At 41.0% G+C, this 24651-nt stretch carries 19 protein-coding genes and 1 riboswitch; of the genes, 6 read left to right on the top strand and 13 right to left on the bottom strand.

Going from position 1 to position 24651, the window contains the following annotated elements; translation table 11 throughout:
* Positions 1 to 101: 101 nt before the first annotated feature.
* From AC27I2_RS05265 to AC27I2_RS05240, 6 genes are all read right to left on the bottom strand, one after another.
* The gene (locus AC27I2_RS05265) at positions 102 to 1565 is read right to left on the bottom strand and encodes an SLC5 family protein (RefSeq protein WP_058405955.1); all 1464 of its coding nucleotides are present in this window, start codon (positions 1563 to 1565) and stop codon (positions 102 to 104) included.
* Positions 1566 to 1567: 2 nt separating this feature from the next.
* Positions 1568 to 2317, bottom strand: a complete 750-nt coding sequence (locus AC27I2_RS05260; protein WP_058405954.1) for a SapC family protein — start codon at positions 2315 to 2317, stop codon at positions 1568 to 1570.
* Between the two features lie 22 nt (positions 2318 to 2339).
* Positions 2340 to 3881 carry a tryptophan halogenase family protein gene (locus AC27I2_RS05255; protein WP_487203653.1) on the bottom strand — a complete coding sequence of 514 codons (1542 nt, stop codon included), beginning with the start codon at positions 3879 to 3881 and terminating at the stop codon, positions 2340 to 2342.
* Positions 3882 to 3960: 79 nt separating this feature from the next.
* Positions 3961 to 6741, bottom strand: coding sequence for a TonB-dependent receptor (locus tag AC27I2_RS05250; RefSeq protein ID WP_152995693.1), 2781 nt, complete (start codon positions 6739 to 6741; stop codon positions 3961 to 3963).
* A 213-nt stretch (positions 6742 to 6954) separates the two neighbouring features.
* A complete protein-coding gene (locus AC27I2_RS05245) occupies positions 6955 to 7920 on the bottom strand; it encodes an aldose epimerase family protein (protein WP_487203910.1) in 966 nt (321 codons plus the stop codon).
* Between the two features lie 244 nt (positions 7921 to 8164).
* Entirely contained in the window at positions 8165 to 8554 is a 390-nt protein-coding gene (locus tag AC27I2_RS05240; RefSeq protein ID WP_138527345.1) for an acyl-CoA thioesterase, read from the bottom strand.
* 33 nt (positions 8555 to 8587) lie between these two features.
* On the opposite strand from AC27I2_RS05240, the gene AC27I2_RS05235 reads away from it, so the two are divergent.
* Positions 8588 to 9292 carry a 2OG-Fe(II) oxygenase gene (locus tag AC27I2_RS05235; RefSeq protein ID WP_058405950.1) on the top strand — a complete coding sequence of 235 codons (705 nt, stop codon included), beginning with the start codon at positions 8588 to 8590 and terminating at the stop codon, positions 9290 to 9292.
* A 60-nt stretch (positions 9293 to 9352) separates the two neighbouring features.
* On the opposite strand, the gene AC27I2_RS05230 is transcribed toward AC27I2_RS05235, so the two are convergent.
* The 6 genes from AC27I2_RS05230 to AC27I2_RS05205 form a co-directional block, all read right to left on the bottom strand.
* On the bottom strand, positions 9353 to 10588 hold the full coding sequence (locus tag AC27I2_RS05230; protein ID WP_487203652.1) for a cysteine desulfurase-like protein: 1236 nt from the start codon (positions 10586 to 10588) through the stop codon (positions 9353 to 9355).
* Positions 10589 to 10597: 9 nt separating this feature from the next.
* Positions 10598 to 11230 (bottom strand): 2OG-Fe dioxygenase family protein, encoded by a 633-nt coding sequence (locus AC27I2_RS05225; protein WP_058405948.1) that lies wholly within the window; start codon positions 11228 to 11230, stop codon positions 10598 to 10600.
* 200 nt (positions 11231 to 11430) lie between these two features.
* Entirely contained in the window at positions 11431 to 14028 is a 2598-nt protein-coding gene (gene acnB / locus AC27I2_RS05220) for a bifunctional aconitate hydratase 2/2-methylisocitrate dehydratase (RefSeq protein ID WP_219422937.1), read from the bottom strand.
* A 278-nt stretch (positions 14029 to 14306) separates the two neighbouring features.
* Positions 14307 to 15362, bottom strand: a complete 1056-nt coding sequence (locus tag AC27I2_RS05215; protein WP_487203651.1) for an OmpA family protein — start codon at positions 15360 to 15362, stop codon at positions 14307 to 14309.
* Positions 15363 to 15753: 391 nt separating this feature from the next.
* The gene (locus AC27I2_RS05210) at positions 15754 to 17163 is read right to left on the bottom strand and encodes a protein adenylyltransferase SelO (protein WP_487203909.1); all 1410 of its coding nucleotides are present in this window, start codon (positions 17161 to 17163) and stop codon (positions 15754 to 15756) included.
* 2 nt (positions 17164 to 17165) lie between these two features.
* Positions 17166 to 17870 (bottom strand): DNA-3-methyladenine glycosylase I, encoded by a 705-nt coding sequence (locus AC27I2_RS05205; protein WP_138527350.1) that lies wholly within the window; start codon positions 17868 to 17870, stop codon positions 17166 to 17168.
* A gap of 191 nt (positions 17871 to 18061) precedes the next feature.
* Positions 18062 to 18258: riboswitch (Lysine riboswitch) on the top strand.
* 128 nt (positions 18259 to 18386) lie between these two features.
* Between AC27I2_RS05205 and dapA the strand changes: the two genes are divergently transcribed.
* The 5 genes from dapA (at position 18387) to AC27I2_RS05180 (ending at position 23612) form a co-directional block, all read left to right on the top strand.
* Positions 18387 to 19271, top strand: coding sequence for a 4-hydroxy-tetrahydrodipicolinate synthase (gene dapA / locus AC27I2_RS05200; RefSeq protein WP_487203650.1), 885 nt, complete (start codon positions 18387 to 18389; stop codon positions 19269 to 19271).
* 15 nt (positions 19272 to 19286) lie between these two features.
* On the top strand, positions 19287 to 20027 hold the full coding sequence (locus AC27I2_RS05195; RefSeq protein WP_006791320.1) for a 2,3,4,5-tetrahydropyridine-2,6-dicarboxylate N-succinyltransferase: 741 nt from the start codon (positions 19287 to 19289) through the stop codon (positions 20025 to 20027).
* Positions 20027 to 21232 (top strand): PLP-dependent decarboxylase, encoded by a 1206-nt coding sequence (locus tag AC27I2_RS05190; protein ID WP_487203649.1) that lies wholly within the window; start codon positions 20027 to 20029, stop codon positions 21230 to 21232. The genes AC27I2_RS05195 and AC27I2_RS05190 overlap by 1 nt, the downstream gene beginning before the upstream one ends.
* A 5-nt stretch (positions 21233 to 21237) precedes the next feature.
* Complete coding sequence (locus AC27I2_RS05185; RefSeq protein WP_487203648.1) at positions 21238 to 22359, top strand: succinylglutamate desuccinylase/aspartoacylase family protein; 1122 nt, start codon at positions 21238 to 21240, stop codon at positions 22357 to 22359.
* A gap of 218 nt (positions 22360 to 22577) precedes the next feature.
* The gene (locus AC27I2_RS05180) at positions 22578 to 23612 is read left to right on the top strand and encodes a phospholipase A (protein ID WP_487203647.1); all 1035 of its coding nucleotides are present in this window, start codon (positions 22578 to 22580) and stop codon (positions 23610 to 23612) included.
* 67 nt (positions 23613 to 23679) lie between these two features.
* Here the strand turns inward: AC27I2_RS05180 and AC27I2_RS05175 are convergent, their stop codons facing one another.
* Positions 23680 to 24573 carry a bifunctional GNAT family N-acetyltransferase/hotdog fold thioesterase gene (locus AC27I2_RS05175; protein ID WP_487203646.1) on the bottom strand — a complete coding sequence of 298 codons (894 nt, stop codon included), beginning with the start codon at positions 24571 to 24573 and terminating at the stop codon, positions 23680 to 23682.
* Positions 24574 to 24651 lie beyond the last annotated feature (78 nt).

Below are 24651 nucleotides of genomic sequence, written 5' to 3'. Positions count from 1 at the left end.
TTTAGGTTTTCTATGCGGTAATTAAATATTTTAAAATAAAAACCGGCCAAAGCTTAACTTTGGCCGATTATGTCTACGTTAGTTACTTATTGCTGAGTTGTTTATTGTTTTACTGTGTTGTCAATTGCTGAAGATTTACCAGCCCATTGAGCGTTTAATCCAAACACAACTTTATTCACAGTTAATGCAAATGCGACACACACAAACAACGTTACCGGCATTAAGTGAATGTAGTGAATAGTAGTGTGAAGCGGTGAGCTTTCAAATGTCAGCATTCCGTACATCACAACACCTAAAATTACTGCGGCAATACCTGCTCGCGCATCCACATTTTTAAACAACAAGCCAACCACAAAAATTGAAAATATAGGCATACTTAGTAAGCCGTTTAGCTGCTGTAGTAAGTTAATAATACTGTCTGCTTGCTGGTAAATAGGCACAAGCACCAGCGTCAAACTAGTTAATAATAATGTTACATAACCACTTAGCTTTACTACACTTGGTTCTTTATTAAAATATGCTTCGTGAATATCACACACATATAATGCCGTAGATGAGTTTAGTAAACTGTTATAAGTTGAAAGCACTGCGGCGGCCATTGCTGCCGCAAACACACCCGTTAACCATGTAGGCATAACATCACCTACAATACGGCCGTATGCGGCATCACCAATGTCGCCATACAACTTGTAGGAAATAATACCAGGTAATACTACAATTGCCGGAACAATCAAAAGGCGAATGCCTGCTGCCGCAAATATCCCTTTTTGCGCTTCTTTGACATTGGGTGCTGCCATAGCGCGCTGGGTAATCGTTTGATTAGTTCCCCAGTAAAACATCTGAATGAATATCATACCAGTCAGCAGCGTTGGCCAAGGGATAGGCGAATCAGGCCCGCCAATTAAAGTTAAGCGCTCTTGTGGGATACCGCTAAAGTCATAATCGATGGCGTTAAGCGCTAAGAACACTACAAGTATTGCCATACCGAGCACCAGTAACCCGTTGTAAGTATCCGACACCGCAACAGCGCGCAGACCACCAAAAAAGGCATAAATGGCACCTACAATAGCGAATGCGGTCGCGATGTACATGAGTGGAATATCAACTTTAAACATGGTTTGCATAAATAGCGAACCCGAGTAAATAACCGCAGGCATGTAAATGAGTGCATTTCCTGTAAAAAACAAACTACCAATAACGGCACGGATATGCTTGTTATTATAGCGCTTTTCTAATAACTCAGTCGTTGTTGTACAGTTATATTTGTAATAAACAGGAATAAACACTTTAGCCAATAATATTAGACCTATAATCGCCGCAAGCTCCCACCAAACTAACAAAGCCATTTGGTTCCCATTCATGCCAACTAACTGGTCTGTACTTAAATTAGTAAGCGTGATTGAGCCTGCAACAAATATCCAAGTTAAACCGCCTCCTGCTAAAAAATATTCTTTATTTTGAGTTTGCTCACTACGCCCCTGATTGCGGCATTTTAAGTATGTAAATAAACCAATTAGGCCCGTTACAATAGCAAAAACTAACACTTGGATCATACTATCAGACATTTTTACTCTCCTGCATTAGCGCGCATTTGCACACCTAATATCGTATTTTCTGAGCAATGGTTATGGTGTTTAATTAAGCGGTTAACTTGAACTAGCGACGATAACATTGCATGGATAGGTAATAAGTAATTTTGTTTATTAAGCTCAACAATATCAGTGTCTGGCAGTTTTCTTAGGGCTTCTTCGTCGATTGTGTAGATGCCTTTTACTCGTGTTTTCTTTCCATCACTAAAATTAATAACCAATTCTATTTCTTTAAGTAAGCTCAAAGAGAGTAACTTTTGGGTAAATTCATGTGAAACCTGTTCCTGCTGATAGTACTCACTCATTTTATCTTGCACTTGATGCAAAAATTGGCTCGGTTCGCCATTTTGAAATAAAGCTTCGCCCTGTGAATTATTCACATAATCGCTTTGTTCATTTATGTAAATAGTGAGTGTTTTATCTTTTTCTGGATCTGGCCCTAACTCAAAAGGGGCTCTTAAAAACGCTGAAGGAACATGAACTGCTAGCCACTCTTGTTCTGTGAAGAACACATTATGGCCAGCGACTAAACCAAGCAATCCGACAGCGCGAAATTGCCCTTGAGTTGGCTCTTTCATATAAACAACAGGAAAGCTACTCGCAGCTGCGCCAAACTCATGAACAACTAATGATGCGTGGTGCTGATTTTTTGAAAAGCCGAAATTGCTATGTGGTTTTATTTTTATATCCTGATGTTTTACAGGATCAAGTAGTACATAGTTAGACATGTTTATCTCTCATCAAAGGGAATTACAGTTTTGCAAAACCCAATGAATTTACTTTATTAATAAGATCTCTGTGAGTGGGCAAATTATATTTCAGCTGATCTATACGTATTTTTGTCATCTGTAGCTGTTTTTTTGCTAACTCACCTTGATTATAAATATGTTCCATTTGACTAAAGTCAGACTTAAACCCGACACCATATAAGATGTACTGATAGCTAGCAGCACTAAATGCTTCTACATTATCAGTAAAGTCATACTCGCTTGGGGAGCTATAACGCCAAATAGACAATAACTCTTGCAAAGAGTTAGGAATACTCTGTGTATCGCGATGCTCAAGCCAAAACGGCTCAGTACGCTCACTCAAAGCATAATGCAACTTAAGAAAATCAATTACACCGCGCCACTTTTTCAACATGATCGCATTAAAACGTTTTGCAGTAATAGGCATTAACTCTTTATTTGCAGGCAGTTGATCCGCGATATAATTTGCAGACGCTTCAATAAGCATAAGCGCTGATGCCTCTAGTGGTTCTAAAAACCCTGAAGCTAAGCCAACAGCAACACAATTATTCTTCCAGAAAATTTTTCGGTGCCCTGGTTTGAAATTTATTTTTTTCGCTGTTTTTACCTCTTCCAAACCAACGTAATTCGCAAGTGTTTTGCGAGCTTGTTCTTCTGAACAATGTTTACTCGAATACACATAACCAACACCACGGCGTTCTTGTAAGCCAATATCCCATATCCAACCTGCCTCTTGAGCTGTTGAAATAGTATGACAAGCAATAGGATCATGTTCATTGATATAAGGAACTTGGGTGGCTATGGCCGTATCAGCTAAAAAAACATCATCGCAAAGAACAAACGGAACTTTTAGAGTTTCACCAAGCAACAAGCTTCGCATGCCTGAGCAATCTACAAATAAATCAGCTAGTTGTGCGCCATGTTCTTTGGTCTGTAAACAAGTGATATCACCACATGAAGCTTGCTCAATACGCTCAACGGTATCGCTAATGTGCTCAACACCAAGTTCACTAATACAGTGCTTTCGTAATAAAGTGATAAACTTTGCCGCATCTAAATGGTAGCCATAGTTAGCTATCACTTCGTACTCTTTGTTCGCAATAGTTTTCGGGGCTAAACCCTGTTCACATAAATATTGCTGAAAGCTGACGGCTTCAGAAAATGAACAAGTAGGTTCAACTACAGACTGCCAGTAAGGTGCTGGATCAACTTTATTAAACCCTTGTGGCTCTGTAAACGGGTGATAATAGACATCACCTTTTGCATTTACCCAGTTTACAAATTTACTAGCTTGTTTGAAAGTAGCCCCACATTCACGCATAAATTGCGTTTCTGAAACTCCCAACTGTGCTAATGTTTTACGCATTGTTGGCCATGTACCCTCGCCAACGCCAACTACTGAAATTTCAGGCGATTCAATTAGGGTAACTTTAATACCTTGGTTGGAAAGATTGCGAGCGTGTTTCTTTGCAAGAATGCCTGCAGTTATCCACCCTGCTGTACCACCACCCAAGACAATAATTCGATTAATAACACCAGACAAAACGTTTACCTTTTCATTGCATGTTAAACATCAAGAAAAAAGGGGGGTAACCCCCCTTTAAACTTTCATCATAACCTGACTAGAACGAGCCTCGAATACCTAGTGCATAGCGAGAACCTGAACGAACTTGTTCAGTAAAGTGACTTGCTAAGCTACCGTGTTTAGACGTGTACTCATCAGTAATATTAATACCCTCAAGTATAACTGTAAGATTGTCGTTTATGTCATAGCTGGCGCTGATATCCCACTGTCCATAAGTATCTACATACTCAGGCTCACCAGTGTCACCGTTACGAAGAGTTTGTAAAAATGATTCACGATTATTGTAAGCAATACGGGCTTGGAAGCCGTCTTTTTCATAGAAACCAATTAAGTTTTGTGAATCACCTAATCCTTCTAACTGAAAGCCATCTTCACTGTCACTATTAACAATAGTTGCATTTGCTTGGAAACCAAAACCATTTTCAAACGTATGAGTCCAAGCCATTTCTAGACCTTCAACTTGTGCAGTAGCACCATTACGTGGACGACTTACTTCAAAATCATAGCTTCCACTTGCTAAAGAGAAAGACTCTGTAGCCGGTGTTACTGTAATAAAGCCTTCAACGTCTTTGCTGAAAATACCAAAAGATACGGCGCTTGCATCATCGTAGTACCACTCGTATGACATATCCCAGTTTGTTGATAGGAATGGAGTCAAGTTAGGGTTACCACCGCTTGCTAGTAAAATATCTGGGCGAGTTGTACCTATATTTGTCACTGGACGCATTGCTTCTAATGTTGGTCGAGTAATCGTTTCTGAGTAAGCAAAACGTAACAACATGTCATCTTCAACTTCAAACTTAGCGTTTAAGCTAGGAAGTAAATTTGTGTAAGAGTTTTTAAGCGTAATTGGAACAGAAGCTCGTTGACCGTTTGCATCTTCAATGTAAACCTGGTCAAGGATTGTACCGTCTAGTGGATTTTGAGCAATATCAACTAATGTAGCCTGATTACCCGATGCTGTAGTTGTAGTTTCACTGTAGCGAACACCAACATTTACAGTCCATGGTATATCACCTAAATCACCTTGGAATACAAAGTCAGCGTAAGCCGAAAATATTTCTTCTTCTATTTCAAAACTTGTACCTAACTCAACCGGGGTATAACCATTTAACGCTGCAAACGCTGCAATATTTGCATCTGCATCATCACCGCGGTTGGCTGACTGACCAGAAATAGCTGCATCAGATTCTAAGTACGATAAGTAATCATCTACATTGTAACCAAAGAATGAAGATGGAATACCATTAAACCAACCATTTGGTGTAACTAGATATGCTAAGTCATCTGGAACATCTAGACCATAACCACAGTAGAAACAATTTGGTAAACTTGGCGATTGAAATACTTTAGCTTCTTTTGTTCTATCTTGTGTGTATACACCGTAGCGTAACTGAGTAAACGTTTCGCTATTTGGTGTGTAAGTGAAATCTGCACGCATTTCTGTGATTTCATCAGTACGCTCATCACCTCCACGCTCTACGTAGTGCGCACGAAGTTTACTTGAGTCTGCTTGAGTGAATGGGCCGTTAATTCCATCAGAAGATAAACCCGGTAAATCACCACCACCAGTGAAGTCATATGTATAACCGTTTGCGTAACCCATTACGGTGAAAACTCGGCTTTGATCGCCACTTAAATCTTCAGCTTTAGACGTAGAAATATCGATATCTACTTTTAATTGATCTGTTAGTTTCCAATCAGCATTAAAGCCAAAAGATTGAATTTTAACGTTGCGGTCTAAACCTTGTTGAACAAAGTCAGTTGCACCTGAGCCCCCACCATTTGGATCGTCAAACGCATTGTGTGACCAATAAGTCACTGTTTCTGTTGATGGATCTACCTGAAAATCACGGAAGTTACCTGGAGTAAACCAGTTTGCATAGTTACTTACTTGAGACTCAACTTCAAATTTTGAATAAATACCGTCAAACGTTAAAGTTAGATCATCGCTAGCAGCGTATTGAAATACCAGTGTACCACTTGTGCGCGTGCGGTCTTCAACGTTTGAAGTTAAATCTAAATTACGTGGTACCCATACATTAAATGCTTCTTTACCTGTACCTGCAGCAGCATCAAAGTCATTTGTTTGGATACGATCGACACGGTAAAAGCCACGTGTATCAGCTTGGTTAATTTGTGCATCACGCTTTTGTACTGATAAAGAGGCTAGTACGCCTAATTTATCTTCCATAAAAGTGTCACTTATGAGACCTGAAAATGCAGGGGTTGTGCTTTCAGATAAGCTGTCGTAAGTTGCTTTTACATTACCCACAGCTTTGAAACCGTCCAAGTCAAAAGGTTTAGCTGTATTTAAATTAATGTATGAACCAATACCACCTTCTTGATTAGCAGCATTTGATGTTTTGTAGATATCTGCACCTGAAATTAGCTCTGAAGCAAGTGTGTCGAAGCTAAACTCACGGCCAGCTCTTTCCGACGCCATTTGACGGCCATTAACAGTAACCAAGTTAAACTGAGGGCCAAAACCACGCACTGATATAAGCTGACCTTCACCACCGCTACGGTCAATAGCAACACCCGTAATACGTTGTAGTGACTCTGCTACGTTTTGATCAGGAAATTTACCAAGATCTTCCGCCGAAATACCATCAGAAACGATGAGCGCTTCTTTCTTATCAGAAAAAGAACGCTTAAGGCTACTTATTAAGCCACGAACTTCAATGACTTCGATATCTTTTTCTGCTGTAGTCTCTTCAGGCCCTTGAGCTGCAACATGCCCGCTTGCCAGTACACCAGCGATGGCTAAACTGAGCGCGGTTTTCTTGTTGAACGATAAATTATTGTTAATTATCATTTTTTAAAAACTCCTGATTGTGTGTAGTTATTTTGTCGTTGTGTTGGTTGAATAGTTTCAAAACTATCTCAAATACTATTTATATTATAAATACTTTAAAACAAGAAAAAGTGCAACCTTTTCCTTAATATTAGGCATCATTTTGTTACTATGGATTTTCTTTCTGTTTTCTTTTTTTTAACATCAAACCCAACATTAAAGTGTTGAGTTTAATTACGAAAATGCATAAATTATAACCTGACTGTATTCTTCATCAGGAAATAAATTAGCTTTTGGATAATTTTCGCGATTTGGCGCATCAGGCCAATTTTGCGCTTCAAGACACAGTGCTTGGCGTGGCTTGAAAGGGTCACTAACAAAATTAGCTGTGTATAATTGCATACCCGGCTGAGTACTTAAGAGCGTTAAACTAACGCCGCTTTGCTGTGACATTAATGTAGCCATTATATGAAGACGGTTATCATTTTCGAATACATAGCAGTGATCTAACCCATTGGCCGCACCTAATTGTGTATCACTTTGCGACAATGCATCTTTTACTAATTTTGGCTTAATAAAATCAAAGCAGCTATTTGCAACGGGAGCAGGTTCACCTAATGGAATGCTGTGCTCGTTAATGGGTAAGTAGTGGGTTGCATTTACCTGCAGTAAATGATTGGCAATGGTGTCGCTGCCCTCAAGATTAAAATAACAATGGTTGGTAAAGTTAACGAGAGTTTCTTTGTTACAAGTTGCTTTAAACTTAAGTGAAAGTTGCCCATTTTCTGCAGTGATGGTTTGCCATACTTTTAATTGGCCCGGAAATCCCTGCTCGCCATCCTCTGAGCAATAATAAAGTTCAACTTCACTATCAGTTTGCTGAATCACTTGCCACTGCACTTTATTAAAGCCCTTCACACCACCATGCAGACTATTTGGACCATTATTTTTATCGAGTTGGTAATCTGTTCCGGCTAAAGTAAAACGCCCTTCTGCAATGCGGTTTGCATACCGGCCCACTGTTGCACCTAAATAAAACGGGTTTTGAAGATAATAGTGCGGATCGTCGACGCTGAGCGTCATTTCTTGGTTTTTAAATTTAATGCTTTTGATTATTGCGCCAAATGGCAATATTTCGGCAGTTAAATGCTTAGCGTCACTAAGCTGTATAACCTGCATTGGTTCATCAATGGTTGTCATCGTCACGCACATTCCCCAAAAGTTACCTAAATAACTATATTAGTTAGATAAGGCAGCTATATATACTATAAATAATATATAACTCAAATCGGTAACTCAATTAAAAAACGTTAAATTTTTAATAAAATTTACAATTGCGTTATTTATTTAACGTTAATACTGACTACCTTTTAGTCATTGGCACTCAATTATTTATAATGAGCTAAATTGAAATGTGCGTAACCCCGCAATATCGGTTTGTAAATTAAGCCATATGCTGCTCAAGTGCTGCTTTTTCTTCAGTGCTCAATGCGTGCTTAGCTTTTTTAGCAAAGTCATACCTGACCATAACGACCTTGCCAATCGCGCAACATTTATCATGCTGAAATGCCTCTTGCTTAAGTACAAAAGAGCTAGTGCCTATGTGTTCTACAGAGGTTTTAATCGTGATCTCGTGGCCATAAAATAACTCCCCTACAAACGACACCTCTATTTTGGCAATAATTAGCTTCCAATCATGTGGGTTTAAGTCTGGCGTAAAAAATTTAAAAATAGGTACGCGTGCGGCTTCAAACCACACGGGTAGTACGGTATTGTTGATGTGTCCGAGTGCATCTGTTTCGCTAAAGCGCGGTATCACTTTTTCAGTAAACATATTAATCCAAAAATAATTATACAAAGGTAAACCATGACGGACTTTATTCGCGTTTATGAAAACGCATTGAGCGATGATTTTTGTGAAAATTTTATTAATACGTTCACGCAAAGCCCGCATGTAAAACAAGGGGTTACATCAGGCGGTGTTGATTTAAAGAAAAAAGACAGCCACGACCTGCACCTAAATAGTCACCCCGAATATGCAGAGCAATTAAAACACATACAACAAACGACTGCACAGCATGTTTTTAAGTATATTGAAGAACATATTTTTATGATGATTGGCGCCTTTGGCTTAAAGGTTTATCATCCAAAAACGGGGGAGGTCATTGATTTAACTCAAGAGAACTTTGAAGAAGTAGGCAAACCACAGCTCCCTGTCCTTGTGCAGCAAATATTTAGATTAGGCAACATTCAAGCGCAGAAATACGAGGTCAATAAAGGGGGGTACCCGTATTGGCATAGTGAGGTTTACCCGCAGTTACAACACAATGAAGCACTGCATCGTGTACTTTTATTTATGTTTTACTTAAACGATGTAGAAGAAGGCGGGGAAACAGAGTTTTACTATCAAAACCGTAAAATAGCCCCTAAAAAAGGCACCATGGTGATAGCGCCTGGTTACTTTACGCATACACATAGAGGCAATAAGCCAGTATCAAACGATAAGTATATTTTAACCTCGTGGGTGCTATTTAACCGTGCAGAGCAAATATATGGTGCACCTAAAAGCTAAACCAATAAAAAAGCCATAAGTAACACTTATGGCTTTTTATATATTTAATAGACGAACTCTTTAACCAAGTAGCTCGTCAAACATATCAAACAGCTTATCAAGCTCTTCGACTGTGTTGTAATGCATACAACCAATACGTACTACGCCGCCTTTATCAAGCACGTTTAATTGCTTACACAAACCTTGCGCGTAAAAATGTCCATCCCACACACATATATGCTGTTTGCCTAAAAACTCTGAAACGGCGCGAGGCTCAAGCCCTTCAAACGTTAAAGCAAACGTAGGTGTACGTTCGTTTAAGCGATCAAAGTCATCAATACCGTACAATTTTATACGAGGGTAATTAACCAAACGCGTTAAAAAATGCTCACTAAGCGCCATCTCATGCTGTTTGGTTTTAGCAAACGCCACGCTTAGCTTTTCGCGGCGCGTATGGCCATCATCAAGCTCGCTTATTGCAGCAATGTAATCAACAGCAGCAACAAACCCTGCCATTGCTTCAAAGCTTTGGGTACCGGTTTCCCAGCGTCCCGGCGCTACATCTTTAGCGGGTTCGACTTTATAAGGTGTAAAACCTTCTAAGTACTCAGTTTTACCAAAAACCATACCTAAGTGCGGGCCAAAAAACTTATATGCCGAGCACGCTAAAAAGTCACAATCAAGTGCCTGTACGTCAATAAGCTCATGCGGCGCATAATGCACAGCATCAACATACACAAGAGCGCCTACAGCATGAGCAAGCTCTATAATACGTTTAATATCGTTAATTGAGCCTGTGGTATTTGAGGCATAGGTAACAGCCACCAACTTAGTCTTGCTGTTTAATAAGCTTTCAAACTGCGTCATATCTAGGCTGCAATCGGCTTCATTAATCAAGGCAGTATTAACCTTAACGCCTTTATCTTCTGCGGCTTGCTGCCATGACGATACATTTGAAAAGTGATCGGCGTTAGTCACGATAATCTCATCACTTGCCTGCCAATTTCGCGAAATAGCACGGCTAAAACTAAAGGTCAGGCTGGTCATGTTAGGGCCAAACACTATATTTTGAGCACTTGGCGCATTGAGTAAATCTGCTGCAGCTTGGCGAGCATTTGCCATTAACTCAACGGTTTTATCACTTGAAAAAAACGCACCACCTAGGTTTGAGTTGTAGTGCCCTAAATAAGCAGACATTGCATTTAGTACAGGCTGTGGCACTTGAGATCCACCTGGTCCGTCTAAAAATATCGGCGATTTACCATCAACGGTTTGTATTAATGCCGGAAACTGCTCACGTAATTGCGCTATGTTCATGCCCATTCCTTAAGAGGTAAGTACAAAACAATCCAGATAACCTGGCTTGCTGGCATCGACTTTATTCATTGGCGTCGCGTTGTGCCACACTTGACGATCGTTTATTAGTGCAAACATACCGTCTTTAATTTCCATTTTAAAACATGGTTCAGCTTGTTTGTTTTCATATACAAGTAACTCGCCACCTTCGAGGTTTTCGTGCGAAACACCGCATACGCAGACGTGGTCAAAGCCATCTTGGTGAACACCTTCTGGCGCTGCTGGTGTATCGCTATCAATGGCAAGCATTCTAAATTGATGTATTTCAATATCACGCTCTTCATCAATACCTGTAATAGCGCAAAATTCGCTAACAATACTTTTCATGCCATCTGATTCAAGTAAGCTTTGCTCTAAATTTTCGTAAGTACGCTCAACGTTACCTTGAAACGTATTAATTGAATCGTCTTGAACAAATGCTTTGGCAGCTTGTAATTTTAGCTCACCATTTTGAAATTTAATTACTGAATAACGACGCTTACGAAATTCACCATCTGCATAGGGATTTGCAGGTAGGTTGTCAAAAGAAGGCTTAACCAAATCAATATTTGCTTGGTTAATAAAACGAAGTTGCAGTAAATTCTGGTTGTTTAATGCAGTCATGAAATCTCGCCTAAAATAATGAGAATATTAGGAGGGATTTTAATGCATGTAGCGAGGAATTATTGCTTTATTATCTAACTTAAAAGCGAATAATACTTAAATTTAATTCAATATATTATTATTAAAGCATGAATAATCTAAATTACATTTAAACAATAAAAAACCCGCCGAAGCGGGTTTTTTTATTCAAACTCTATAAATTAAACAGCTTGCTGAATAATTACGTTGTCTGCTTTTTTAGTGTACTGAGGCATACGGTGGAAGTTCAAGTAACGGTAAGTATCTGCTGCCGTTGCATTGATTTTCGCTGCATATTCTTGGTACTCAGCTGGGGTAGGTAATTTACCTAAAATTGCCGCCACTGCAGCAAGCTCTGCTGATGCTAAGAATACGTTTGCGCCCGTACCTAAACGGTTAGGGAAGTTACGTGTTGAGGTAGAAACAACCGTTGCTTTATCTGCAACGCGTGCTTGGTTACCCATACATAGCGAACAACCTGGCGTTTCGATACGTGCACCAACACGACCAAAGATACCGTAGTAACCTTCGTCTGTTAGTTGGTCTTTATCCATCTTCGTTGGTGGAGCAACCCAAAGCTGTGTTGGAATACGACCAGTAAAGCCATCTAATAATTTACCTGCGGCACGGAAGTGACCAATATTAGTCATACAAGAACCGATAAATACTTCATCGATTTTCTCGCCTGTAACGTCAGATAGTAAACGCGCATCATCTGGGTCATTTGGCGCACAAAGTACTGGCTCTTTAATCTCTGCTAGGTCAATTTCAAGTACGTGCTTGTATTCAGCATCCGCATCAGCTTCCATAAGCTCTGGGTTAGCCAACCAATCTTGCATTGCAGTAATACGACGCTCGATTGTACGAACATCACCGTAACCTTCAGAAATCATCCACTTAAGCATAACAATGTTAGACTCAAGGTATTCGCTGATAGACTCTTTAGAAAGCTTAACGGTACAACCCGCGGCTGAACGTTCTGCTGATGCATCTGATAACTCAAACGCTTGCTCAACAGTTAAATGCTCAACACCTTCAATTTCTAGTACACGGCCAGAGAATTCGTTGATTTTACCTTTCTTCTCAACCGTTAATAGCCCTTCCTTGATACCGTAGTAAGGAATTGCATGTACAAGGTCACGTAATGTGATACCTGGCTGCATTTCACCTTTAAAGCGAACCAAAATAGACTCAGGCATATCAAGTGGCATAACACCGGTTGCTGCTGCGAATGCAACTGCACCTGAACCCGCTGGGAACGAAATACCTAATGGGAAACGCGTATGTGAGTCACCACCAGTACCTACAGTATCTGGTAATAACATACGGTTTAACCAAGAGTGAATTACACCATCACCTGGGCGAAGTGAAACACCGCCACGGTTCATGATGAAATCAGGAAGCGTATGGTGAGTGTTTACGTCAATTGGTTTAGGGTAAGCAGAAGTATGACAGAATGACTGCATTGTTAAATCTGCAGAGAAACCTAAACATGCTAAATCTTTAAGTTCATCACGTGTCATAGGACCTGTAGTATCTTGCGAACCTACAGTGGTCATTTTAGGCTCACAGTATTGGCCTGGGCGAATACCGGCAACGTTACATGCTTTACCAACCATTTTTTGAGCTAGTGTAAAGCCCTTATCTGACTCTTCAGTCACTGCTGGTACTTTAAATACGTCAGTAGCACCTAAACCTAAAGATGTACGTGCTTTATCTGTTAAACCACGACCAATGATAAGTGGAATACGACCACCAGCACGAACTTCATCAAGAATTACGTCTGATTTAAGTTCAAAAGTAGAGATAACGTCATCAGTACCGTGGCGCTTAACAACACCTTCGTATGGGTAGATGTCGATTTGGTCACCCATGTTGAACTCGTCAACATTTAATTCGATTGGTAACGCGCCAGAATCTTCCATTGTGTTAAAGAAGATAGGTGCAATTTTGTTACCTAAACATACACCACCAACACGTTTGTTTGGTACAAATGGGATATCATCACCCATAAACCAAAGCACAGAGTTAGTCGCAGACTTACGAGAAGAACCCGTACCTACAACATCACCTACGTAAGCAAGTGGTAAACCTTTAGTTTTTAATTCTTCAAGCTGAACGATCGGACCTACTTCACCCGCTTTGTCTGGGTTTATTCCATCACGCTCATTTTTAAGCATTGCTAAAGCATGAAGTGGGATATCAGGGCGTGACCATGCATCTGGCGCTGGTGATAAGTCATCGGTGTTAGTTTCACCCGTTACTTTAAATACAGTAACAGAGATTTTTTCAGCGACTGCAGGCTTATTTGTAAACCATTCAGCTGCAGCCCAAGATTCGATAATTTGCTTAGCAAACGCATTACCCGCTTTAGCTTTTTCTTCTACGTCGTAGAAAGCATCAAACATAAGTAGTGTATTTGAAAGGCCTTTTACTACGATTGGCGCTAATGACTCGTCATCAAGTAGGTCAATCATTGGCGCGATGTTGTATCCGCCTAACATTGTTCCTAATAGTTCAGCTGCTTTTTCTTTAGAAATAAGAGAAGTACTCGCTTCACCTTTAGCAACAGCGGCTAAAAAGCCTGCTTTGATATATGCAGCATCATCCACACCTGGTGGTACACGATTAATTAATAAATCTAAAATGAATTCTTCTTCACCTGCCGGTGGATTTTTTATTAATTCAATAAGATCAGCAGTTTGCTGAGCATCTAATGGCGCTGGTACGATACCTAACGCGGCACGTTCTTCTACGTGTTTACGATATTCTTGTAGCACAATATTGCCCTCTTGGTGACGTGAAAGTATTCGGTAGCGCTTCATGCGCACTTGTTACCCAATACTTATAGTATTCTAACGCGTAATTATAAAGCTTTTATAGATAGATGAAAATCCATCCAGTTACACAACTGATTATACCGGCTATAAATAACATGAATAGTGGTTGCGGTAAATTCTATTTCCATGAATGCTTATTAAGTAATAATCATTACGATTTAAATGGCAACCATAAAAAAACCCAGCATAAGCTGGGTTTCTATCATCAAAATAATCTATTAACGTAAAACTTTTACCGTTTTGATTGTTTTGATGTGTGCCTCAACACGGCGGTTTTCTGCGTGTGCAGCTGCTGTGTTAGCTTCATTTTTAAGGCGCTCTTCACCTAAACCTACCGTAGTAATGCGGTCAGATGCAATACCATCAGCTATCAATTGCTTAGCTACAGCGTCAGCACGCTTTTTAGATAGCATTTTGTTGTAAGTCGCTTTACCTACTGCTGAAGTGTGACCTTCTAAAAGCACTGTTGTATCTGGGTAATCTTTTAAGAAAGATGCAACTTGGTCGATGTCATCTAAGTAACGCTGTGATACAGCAGCTTTGTCGTTAGGGAACGTTACTAATAAACTTACAGTTACTTCTCTATCTTCGTATAAAGTACAACCAGTACCATCGACAGCATCTGTCATTGGTGTGTTAGGACACTTGTCATCAACATCTAAAATATTGTCATTGTCGCTGTCTACTGGCTCAACTATAACTTCAACAACCTCTGGCGCAGGCTGTACCGGCTCAGCAGGCATGGTATTTTGTCCAAAGAAGTAGTTTATACCTAGTTTAGCACCAACATCTGTGTAACCTTTATCAATACCTTGGTATACAGCAGTTTCAACGTTAGCGAATAAGTTGTCAGTGATGAAATGTCTGTAACCAACACCTGCGTTTAAGAACATGTTGTCTTCAACCACGTCCATTGATTTAATACCAACTAAACCGTAGAAAGGACCGCCATCTAAATGGTAAAGCGCATCAATACCAAAACGGCTTCCATCGATATTGTTACGGTTACCAGCAGCTTTGTCGAATGCATTAAAATCAAGATCTGCATACTCTAGACGAGCACTCCAAAAATCACTGAAACGGTAACCCGCTTCAAGACCAAAACCAGTCGACTCATTTACGTCAAGACCAGCCTGTGCGCTCATATTTTCCCAAGACGCATCGTAGTAGTCGCCAAATGCGCCAATATAGAAACCTTCTTGCTTGTCAGCAGCAAATGAAGATACGCTAGTTGCAGCTAACGCAATTGCAATAGTTAGTGATTTTAATTTCATTGTTTTCTTCCCATTTTAACAACTAATAAATTGTGGCTAATTAAGTACTAGCTCACTAAGTTTTATACAGACTAACTCAACTTTTGTTAATCAATACTTAACGAAAAATAAAGTTTATAATTTTTTTCAATGCGATATAACGATATCCAACAAATCAGTTTAGGTGAAATTTAAAACTTTACCTAGCTAGAAACCAACTAGTTGATTATATAAATCGATAATCTGCAGAAGACACAAAGACAACTCAATTAATTGTTCTTGCTCACAATGAAACTAACTTATCTTTATACATTTAGATAGTAACACCAGAATTTGCTTTGCTCAATCAATGAACATCTCTGTTCTAAAATATCGTTATTTATAATCATTAACTTATCTATTTTTACAACACTTAAGTACCACAAAAGGTTTTGTAGTTAGTATCATTTAAAGGCACCTTTTGAAATTCGGTCATATCATCGCTGAATAAGTACGGATTATTAGCCACTTTGATAAAACGACTCATCAGCTTACTTGAACCAAGCTCATTATATTCAGCTAATATTGTTTCAATTATATGATTTCGCGGAATGATACGTGGGTTGGCTGCTCGCATGATTTTGTAGCTATCGTTACTTATTCGGCTTTGCCACTTATTCGCCCACTCAGTTAGTTCTTCAGGAAAAGTTGCGTTGCCATTCACAAACTCCGTCAATGCATCAAAAGTATTGGTGTAATCAAGATGGTACTCTTGCAATAATGTTAACAGCTCAGAAACAAGCTCCTTATCGCCCTCTTTCACGCCAGCCAGGCCTAATTTTTCGCCCCACATTACTGTAAATTGAGTATTAAATTGTTCTGAAAAACGATGTATGACGGGAGTCAGTAATGACACGGCTTTTTCTTCATCATCGCTAATTAATGGGATAAGGCTTTCAGCTAAACGTGCACAATTCCAACTCGCCATATTTGGCTGGTTACCAAAAGCATAACGCCCTTGTTTATCTATAGAGCTAAATACGGTGTCAAAGTCAAAATTATCCATCATCGCACACGGGCCATAATCTATGGTTTCACCGCTGACTAGCGTGTTGTCGGTGTTCATAACACCATGGATAAATCCTACGCGCATCCAATTAATTATTAAGCTTACCTGATTATTAGTCACTGATTCTAAAAAAGCTAGATACCGTTCTGGGCCTTCACTCTTTATTTCAGGGTAATGACGTCCAATAGCTAAATCCGCTAGCTTTTTTAAACCTTCAATATCACCTTGTGTTGCCAAATATTGAAACGAGCCTACCCGAATATGGCTACTTGCTAAGCGAGTAACAACAGCACCAGGCTGAGGCGGGTTGCGGTAAACGCTTTCGCCTGTGCCTACAACAGCTAAACAGCGAGTGGTTGGAATACCTAATGCGTGCATAGCTTCACTCATTACGTATTCACGAATAGCAGGGCCTAGTGCACATTTTCCATCGCCACCTCTAGAATACGGGGTAGCGCCTGAGCCTTTTAATTGAATATCCCATAGCTGGTTTTTATCGTCATTTATAGCGCCAAGCAAATGCGCGCGCCCGTCACCTAAGCGAGGCGAAAAGTGTCCAAATTGATGCCCAGAATAGCCAAGCGCTACCGTCTTTATTTGCTGTGGCTCATTGCCTGCAAAGGTACTTGCACGCAGCTGCGGCTCAATTTCTATATTAAACTGCTTAGCTAACGATGCGTTCCACAGCAGCAATTGCGGTGCAGCAACGCTTGAGGGTTGATCCTCTATCGCGAAGTTATCTGCTATGTCTGTGTATCTCGGCACTAGTTTCATCATTAATCCTCAGCTTGTTGGCTTATACCTACGCGATTGTCACCCACACCGTAGGCCACAATTAAACTTAGCTCTTGCATGCTTAAACCACTTTGCTTTTGCATTTCATTAAAAAATGCCTGCGCAGCAGTGAGTGATTTTTTAGTTTGCAGCCCGCCATCAATTATTTTATGCGCTCTTAAGTAACTTTCTACATCGCGCGAAAGTAAAAATGTATCTTTACCAAGCGCTCTTAAAGCATAGGGGCCTGTATTGCCGCCCAACCGAGCACCGTGTTTTTTTAAATGCGCCCATAAACCAATAATATTATCTGTTGGCCACTGGGCAATAAACTTACTAAAGCTGCCATGTTCCTGTGCTATTTCGTGGATCATGTAAGCATTTTCAGGAATCGTTTTCACTTTTTTATAATTACGAATAATGCGTTCATCCGTTGCTTTTTGCTCTAGCATATCGGGCGGCATCATTAATAACTTATCAACGCTGAACTCCCAAAAAACCTCTCTAAAGCCCGGCCATTTACTATTTATTACCGACCAATAAAAGCCACTTTGAAAAACTTTTCGGGTAAATTCTTCAAGCCAATCGTCGTCACTTAACGTACTTAACGCTTTTTTAGATAAAGGTTTTGCGAGTAATAACTTAAGCATTTTTTCAGAGCCCTTTCGCTCTACCGCTCGCTTATAAATATCACTAAATTTTTCCATACTTATTAAATACCTCGCTGCTCATAGGGTTAGTGTACGAGAAAAGCAGCCAATACGTAACCACCGCTATTTTCGATGAGCTAATCTATATTTAGCAGCTTGACACCTAGACGGCTAAAATGTTTTAATCGCCGCAATTACCCTATTTAAATTGTATTTTGCTAACTCTTTTGCGGTTAAACAAAATACAAAGGGCTAGAAGAGGTGCGTTATTCAGGTAGCGTATGTTAGGAGCGCAAACTCCAGTGAGCATACGCCAGGGGAATACCGCCGAGAGGTAAACGCTTTTGCGAAGCAATTACTTCGGGCGACTAGGTTGAATCCTAGCGACTGTCACCAAGAGCTGTTTTTTAGCAGCTTATTAGTTTGGTGGAGAGCTTCTGGTCTTAAATAATAAGGCCGTGCGCCCTATTATTTTAAGCCCATTCGCTCTTCGAATACTGTTCGAACGACGTTAATGCGGCTCACATCATAAAGCCCCTTTAATATCTCGAACACCTTATAGGTTCGTAAGAGATGATCAACAACTTCAATTTAGACGACTACGCACTGTGGACAGCGCTTGTAACGCCGTTTGATCAACAAGGTAATGTTGACTACGACACACTCACAACTCTCGTTAGTGAACAAGAAGCGGCACACAACGGTATTTTACTCCTTGGTAGTACAGGTGAAGGCTTAGCGCTGACACTTAAAGAGCAACAAGCCATTGTTGAGCACGTGTGCCAACTAAAGCCCAGTGTACCGCTTATGGTTGCTGTAGGCGGTAGCAATTTAGCCCAACAGAAAGAGTGGGTTAACTATTGCAATCAGTTACCTATTCACAGTTACTTACTAGGCTCGCCCCTTTATGCAAAACCAGGGGCTGTAGGTCAAACTCATTGGTACGAAAGCTTATTAAACGAAAGCGCGCACCCGTGTATGTTGTACAACGTACCAGGTAGAAGCGGTGTAAGTATTCCGGTGCAAACCATCGAAAATTTACAGACGCATCCAAAGCTCTGGGCGTTAAAAGAAGCCAGTGGCAACATCAGCCAATTTGAAGCATACCGACAAGCCGCACCTAATTTAGCGCTATACAGTGGCGACGATGCACTTATGCCCTATTTCGCGCAAGCTGGCGCAAAAGGCTTAGTATCGGTTGCAGCAAACGCGTGGCCAACACAAACGCATGAGTTTGTAAAACGCAGCCTAAGTGGCCAACACCCCAATTTATTTGCTCAGTGGACTCGCGCTATTAATAGCCTTTTTGCTGTAGCAAACCCTATTCCCGTTAAAGTGTTAATGCACCAACAAGGCCGCTTAAGTAGCCCGTTGCTACGCCCACCTTTAACGCATCTTGAGTTAACGCAAACCGATTGCATTACTACTGCAAACGACACCATTTTATCTTGGCATTAAATACAGGTTTTTATAATGAGCTGGTTAGAACTACTAAATAATTTAGAATCGGGCGCAGTACGCGCAGCATCACAAAACGAAAGCGGGCAATGGGAAGCTAACGTAGAAGTAAAACAAGGCATTTTAGAAGCCTTTAAAAATGGCACTAACACTGAGTTTGCAGGTGGTTTTGTAGATAAACACAACCTTGCACCGCAAGAGTTTAGTACTGACGACGGCGTGCGTATGGTACCTGGTGGTTCAAGCGTTCGCCGTGGTGCATACGTAGCTAAAGGCACTATTATTATGCCACCAGCGTACGTAAACATTGGCGCATACATCGACGAAGGCACGATGGTTGATAGCCACGCATTAGTAGGCTCGTGTGCACAAGTAGGTAAAAATGTACATTTGAGCGCAGCTGTGCAACTTGGCGGTGTACTTGAGCCAATTGGTGCAAGCCCTGTAGTAGTTGAAGACGATGCCTTTATTGGCGCAGGTTGTGTCATTGTTGAAGGCGTAGTTGTTAAAAAAGGGGCAGTACTAGCGCCAGGCGTACGCTTATCTGCAACCATTCCGGTATACGACTGCGTTAATGAGCGTCAGCTTGATAAAGGCGAACCAATCCCAGAATACGCAATTGTAATACCTGGCTCTCGCCCGGCGTCTAACGAATGGGCACGTGAGCAAGGCTTAAGCATGTCGTGTGCGTTAATTGTTAAATACCGCGACGAACAAAGCGATGCATCATTATTGCTAGAAGAGGTTTTACGATAATGAGCTTTTTGAGCACGCCAATCAAAACCTCTGTTAATACGCTTACACAGCAACTTGATACCCCTTTTTTTGTTTACGACTTAGATAAACTAAACGCACACCTTGCGCGTTTAGTTGCGCAAACCGATGTAAAACTTTGGTATGCAGTAAAAGCGAACCCGCTTTCTAAGATTATTCAAAGCTTAGATAGCGCAGGCTTTAACTTTGACGTTGCAAGTAAAGGTGAACTTGAACAAGTCCTTGCACAAGGTATTAGTTCGCAGCGCGTGCTCAACACAGGGCCTGCAAAGAGCCCTAAACAAATTAAACACTTTATTGAGCGCGGTGTGCGCATATTTGTTGCCGAAAGCCTCAATCAAGTGCGTTGGTTAAACCAACAAGCGCAGCTGCAAAATACGCAGCTGCAAGTTTTATTACGTGTGCAACTACGCTGGCCTGAAGGTGAAAAAAATCCTCTAGGCGGCGACAGCCTAACTCCGTTTGGGCTTGGCTGCGATGAATGGCAAGCACTAAATACCGCCGATTACCCAGCCCTTAGCTTTGATGGCCTACATATATTTCAGTGGGGTAACATGCTTAGCACGCAAAAGCTAAGCGAGCTGTGGTCGCAAATGATTGCACCGCTTACCACCTTGGCTAATAACTTAAATATAAACCTTAAAGTTTTAGACTTAGGCGGCGGTTTAGGTATTCCTTACACACCAAACGATGCAACACTTGAGTGGGATGGATTAATCACCGCGCTGGCAAAAATTAAAAAAGATGCGGGTGTAGACGAGCTATGGATGGAGCTTGGCCGTTACGCTGTAGGCGAATGCGGTCATTACGCTAACCCCGTCGTTGAGTGCAAACAAAACTACGGCCAACAGCAAGTTATTTTAACCGGTGGTATTAACCACTTATTGCGCCCTGCTGTTACAAGCCAAGATTTTCCTGCGGCGTTACTGCGCGAATCAACAGCGCCAGAACAAGCAATGAGCTTATATGGGCCGTTATGTACGGCCCTTGATTGCTTAGGCGAGCATAACTTACCAAGCGATTTAAACGAGCAAGACTGGCTGGTATTTAGCCAATGTGGCGCCTATGGTTTTACCGAAAGCATGCCGTATTTTTTATGCCATGAGCTGGCAGCAGAATATGTGTTACACAATGGTGAGCTCACCTGTGTACGCCAAGCAGAAGATGCCAGCCACTATTTAAGGTAATAAACATGAGCATAACAACACCAATCAGCCAAGAAAACATTGTAGTAGGGGAAGTGGCAAACGGCTTGCCTCTCACTATTCCTGTGTATCGCTTAAAAGGCGATGGCAGCGGGCCAAGTGTTTATATTCAAGCAAATATGCACGGCGCTGAAGTACAAGGTAACGCGGTTATTTTTCAGCTGTTAGAGCAATTAAAACAGCTCAATTTAAAAGGCGACATTACCTTAGTACCTTATGCTAACCCTATTGGGTGTAACCAAAAATCAGGGGAATTTACCCTTGGCCGATTCGACCCGATTACTGGCACTAACTGGAACCGCATGTATCACTACAATAGTGATTTAGTCACCCAGTTTGCCAAAGATCATAGCCAGTACGGCGATGCAGCTTTAAAAAGTAACTTTAAAAAAGCCCTGCTTGATGAAATAGATGCCAAACTTAACGGCCCCGCTTATTTACTCAATACAGGTAAACGCATTGCGCTTAATTTGCAAAAGCTTGCGCACCAAGCCGACATAGTACTCGATTTACACACAGGGCCTATCTCAAGCAAGCACTTATATTGCCCAGCGTATGCAACCGACAGCGCTCGTTATTTTAATATTGAACATATACTGCTCATCCCAAGCGACTTTGATGGCGCCATGGACGAAGCAAGCTTTTGCCCATGGTGGCACCTAAGTGATGCACTTAGCGCGCAAGGGCGATCATTCAACGTACAGGTAGAAGCCTTTACGGTTGAGCTAGGTAGCCAAGAAAAAATAGACCTAAAAGAAGCACTCAACGATGCAAATAGCATTTTAAGTTACCTAAATCATAAAAACGTATTGGTAGACGCACCACACAAACCGAGCAATATAACCCGCTACGCATGCCATTTAGATGACTACTTTGCTTACTACGCCCCTATTGGCGGCATGGTTGAATATGTAGCCCCACTAGGTGGGCATATTAAAGCAGGCGAGCCCATTGCACATGTTTTACGCATGGAGCGCTACTTGAGTGAGCAGCCACTACAAACGCTCAGCCTCGATTTCGATGCCATCGCTATTTTGCACTTTGCCTCGGCAAGCGTAAACCAAGGCACTGAGTTGTATAAATTTTTTACCAACATATTTGAGTTATAGCGCACTGCGCTATCACTCACCCTTCTCATTGCGTGAGAGTACATTAATCTCCTAAGTTAATGTACATTAGACAAAGCGGCTTAGGCCGCTTTTCTTTTGATCTATCAGTACCGCTTTTAACGTAATGTAAACAGTTCAGTAAAAGTTCACTGTACCTAATGTAAAAAGCGTTATAATAAAATAAATCACAACCTACCCAATACTCACAAGGAATTACAATGAGCTGGCGCCACTGGATCACCCTTTCAGCTTTACTAAGTACCGCAGCATTTGCGCAAGACGAAGTACCAACAAACGAGCAAGACAGCAGCATAGAACTCGTCAAGCAATGTATTTTGAATGAAGTGATTGGGGGCGATGGCAAGCAAACACTCGATGAGCTTCGTAAAAAATGCTCTGCACTGGAAGAAAACAAACAACTGACCGCACTTGATAAACGCCAAGCACGTGAAGAGGTAGGCAAAAAAAATCGTAATGTAATCACACCCCATAAACGTAATTACATATTGCCATTATCATATGTATCGCATCCAAACGATCGCCCGTTCGATCGTTTTGACGAGCTCACAGACGAACAAGATGGTGATACACTCGATAACTTAGAAGCTAAATATCAGCTTTCAATCAAGGTCCCCTTGTTTGACGAATTCTCTGACGAAGACCAAGCATTGTATTTTGGCTTTACCCTGCAATCGTATTGGCAAATTTATAACTCGGAAATTTCATCGCCATTTCGTGAAACTAACTACGAGCCAGAAATTTTTTGGATAAATTACCTTGATCCAGAAAACGTACTCTGGGGCGATGAAATGGCTATTGTGCTCGGTATATCGCACCAGTCAAATGGCCGTAGCCAACCAAACTCGCGCTCGTGGAACCGTATTTACGCCGATTTCATTTGGGAAAACCGAGGCTTTGTTTTTAGTTTTAAACCTTGGTACCGCATAGCTGAAGACGAAAAAGAAGATCTGCTAGACGCTAAAGGTGACGATAACCCCGATATTTACAAATACATGGGGTATTTTGAATTTAGTGGTGCGTATCGTTATCACGATCATGAATTTAGCTTTATGACTCGCAACAATTTAAATTCAGACAATCGCGGTGCACTTCAGCTTGATTGGTCATTTCCTTTGTGGGGCCGCGTTCGTGGCTACGCGCAATACTTTAACGGCTACGGTGAAAGCCTAATTGATTACAACGCCGATGTTGAGCGGATTGGCGTGGGTATCTTATTAACCGATTTGTTATAAAATCAGCGCATAAAAAAGCCAAGCATTAATTATTAAGTGCTTGGCTTTTTTAATTAAAAATTACTCGTTATTTTTTTATGGCAAACACACCTTCAAACTCAGCAACTACATTGTCACCATCATAAATGGTTACCGGTACCACATAACTTGATTTACCATCGGCTTCTAAATCGCTTAATTTACCTTTACACGCTTGTAAATCGACACAACCGCGCGGATCTGTATTGAGTGGCTTTAAGTACTTAATATTGGCATCAGCCAGTACAATATTACCTTCAAGCCCCGCTTCTTTGAGCGCCAAATACGTTGCTCCCCAGCCAGTTAATGTGGCTAAGCTATAAATAGAACCAGCAAACATGGTGTTATGTAAATTTAAATTAGCGTCTAAATCAGCGCTGGTTGTAAATTGCCAATCGGTGTAACTTTCTACTTTAATGCCCATTGCATCACTAATAGGAATTGATTCCCGCCAGATATTTTGTAGTACTTGAGTCCAATTAGGATGACGGAACCAACCTGGCTCACTCGGCTTTTGCTTAACCATTTTAAAATGCTGAACATCACCGTAAGCTAAGTGCGCTTTTTCTTTTAATTCGTAGCCGTGGCGCTTATAAAATTCAAGTGCGCGTTCGCGTGCAAATAACACTAGTTCATCGGCATTTTGTGTCCATGCTATTTTTTCTAAATCGTGTAACAGACGACTACCAATATGCTGATTTCGGTTACCTTCAGCCACCGCCATATAACGAACCTGAGCTTGCTCATGGTTATTAAAATGTAATCGAGCCACCCCTAATACTTCACCCTCTTTATTTTTTATAAACCGGTGTTCAGCGTCCTGCTCTAAATCATCTTGTTCAGACCCCCTGGGCTCGCCCCAAGGAGCACGTAATACTTCCCAACGTAATTGATAATAAGCTTGCCAATCTTCGCTACTTTGTGGGGTACTTACTTGAAACATACTTACTCCTGTTGTTGTAAAAGCCGCATGTAGAAATTTAAAAAGGCCTCAACCTGTTGATGGCAAATACCATACTCC

The sequence above is a fragment of the Pseudoalteromonas sp. NH0006-46 genome, assembly GCF_057547735.1.
The sequence above is the reverse complement of the archived record's forward strand: the minus strand, read 5'-3'. Positions and strand labels throughout refer to the sequence as shown.

Coding starts and splice junctions, on each gene's coding strand:
- dapA (WP_487203650.1), top strand. CDS start 18,387: ATGATCAACAACTTCAATTTAGACGACTACGCACTGTGGACAGCGCTT.
- AC27I2_RS05205 (WP_138527350.1), bottom strand. CDS start 17,870: ATGGAAAAATTTAGTGATATTTATAAGCGAGCGGTAGAGCGAAAGGGC.
- AC27I2_RS05195 (WP_006791320.1), top strand. CDS start 19,287: ATGAGCTGGTTAGAACTACTAAATAATTTAGAATCGGGCGCAGTACGC.
- AC27I2_RS05260 (WP_058405954.1), bottom strand. CDS start 2,317: ATGTCTAACTATGTACTACTTGATCCTGTAAAACATCAGGATATAAAA.
- AC27I2_RS05245 (WP_487203910.1), bottom strand. CDS start 7,920: ATGACAACCATTGATGAACCAATGCAGGTTATACAGCTTAGTGACGCT.
- AC27I2_RS05265 (WP_058405955.1), bottom strand. CDS start 1,565: ATGTCTGATAGTATGATCCAAGTGTTAGTTTTTGCTATTGTAACGGGC.
- AC27I2_RS05235 (WP_058405950.1), top strand. CDS start 8,588: ATGACGGACTTTATTCGCGTTTATGAAAACGCATTGAGCGATGATTTT.
- AC27I2_RS05250 (WP_152995693.1), bottom strand. CDS start 6,741: ATGATAATTAACAATAATTTATCGTTCAACAAGAAAACCGCGCTCAGT.
- AC27I2_RS05215 (WP_487203651.1), bottom strand. CDS start 15,362: ATGAAATTAAAATCACTAACTATTGCAATTGCGTTAGCTGCAACTAGC.
- AC27I2_RS05240 (WP_138527345.1), bottom strand. CDS start 8,554: ATGTTTACTGAAAAAGTGATACCGCGCTTTAGCGAAACAGATGCACTC.
- AC27I2_RS05230 (WP_487203652.1), bottom strand. CDS start 10,588: ATGAACATAGCGCAATTACGTGAGCAGTTTCCGGCATTAATACAAACC.
- AC27I2_RS05175 (WP_487203646.1), bottom strand. CDS start 24,573: ATGTTTCAAGTAAGTACCCCACAAAGTAGCGAAGATTGGCAAGCTTAT.
- AC27I2_RS05225 (WP_058405948.1), bottom strand. CDS start 11,230: ATGACTGCATTAAACAACCAGAATTTACTGCAACTTCGTTTTATTAAC.
- AC27I2_RS05210 (WP_487203909.1), bottom strand. CDS start 17,163: ATGAAACTAGTGCCGAGATACACAGACATAGCAGATAACTTCGCGATA.
- AC27I2_RS05185 (WP_487203648.1), top strand. CDS start 21,238: ATGAGCATAACAACACCAATCAGCCAAGAAAACATTGTAGTAGGGGAA.
- AC27I2_RS05190 (WP_487203649.1), top strand. CDS start 20,027: ATGAGCTTTTTGAGCACGCCAATCAAAACCTCTGTTAATACGCTTACA.
- AC27I2_RS05180 (WP_487203647.1), top strand. CDS start 22,578: ATGAGCTGGCGCCACTGGATCACCCTTTCAGCTTTACTAAGTACCGCA.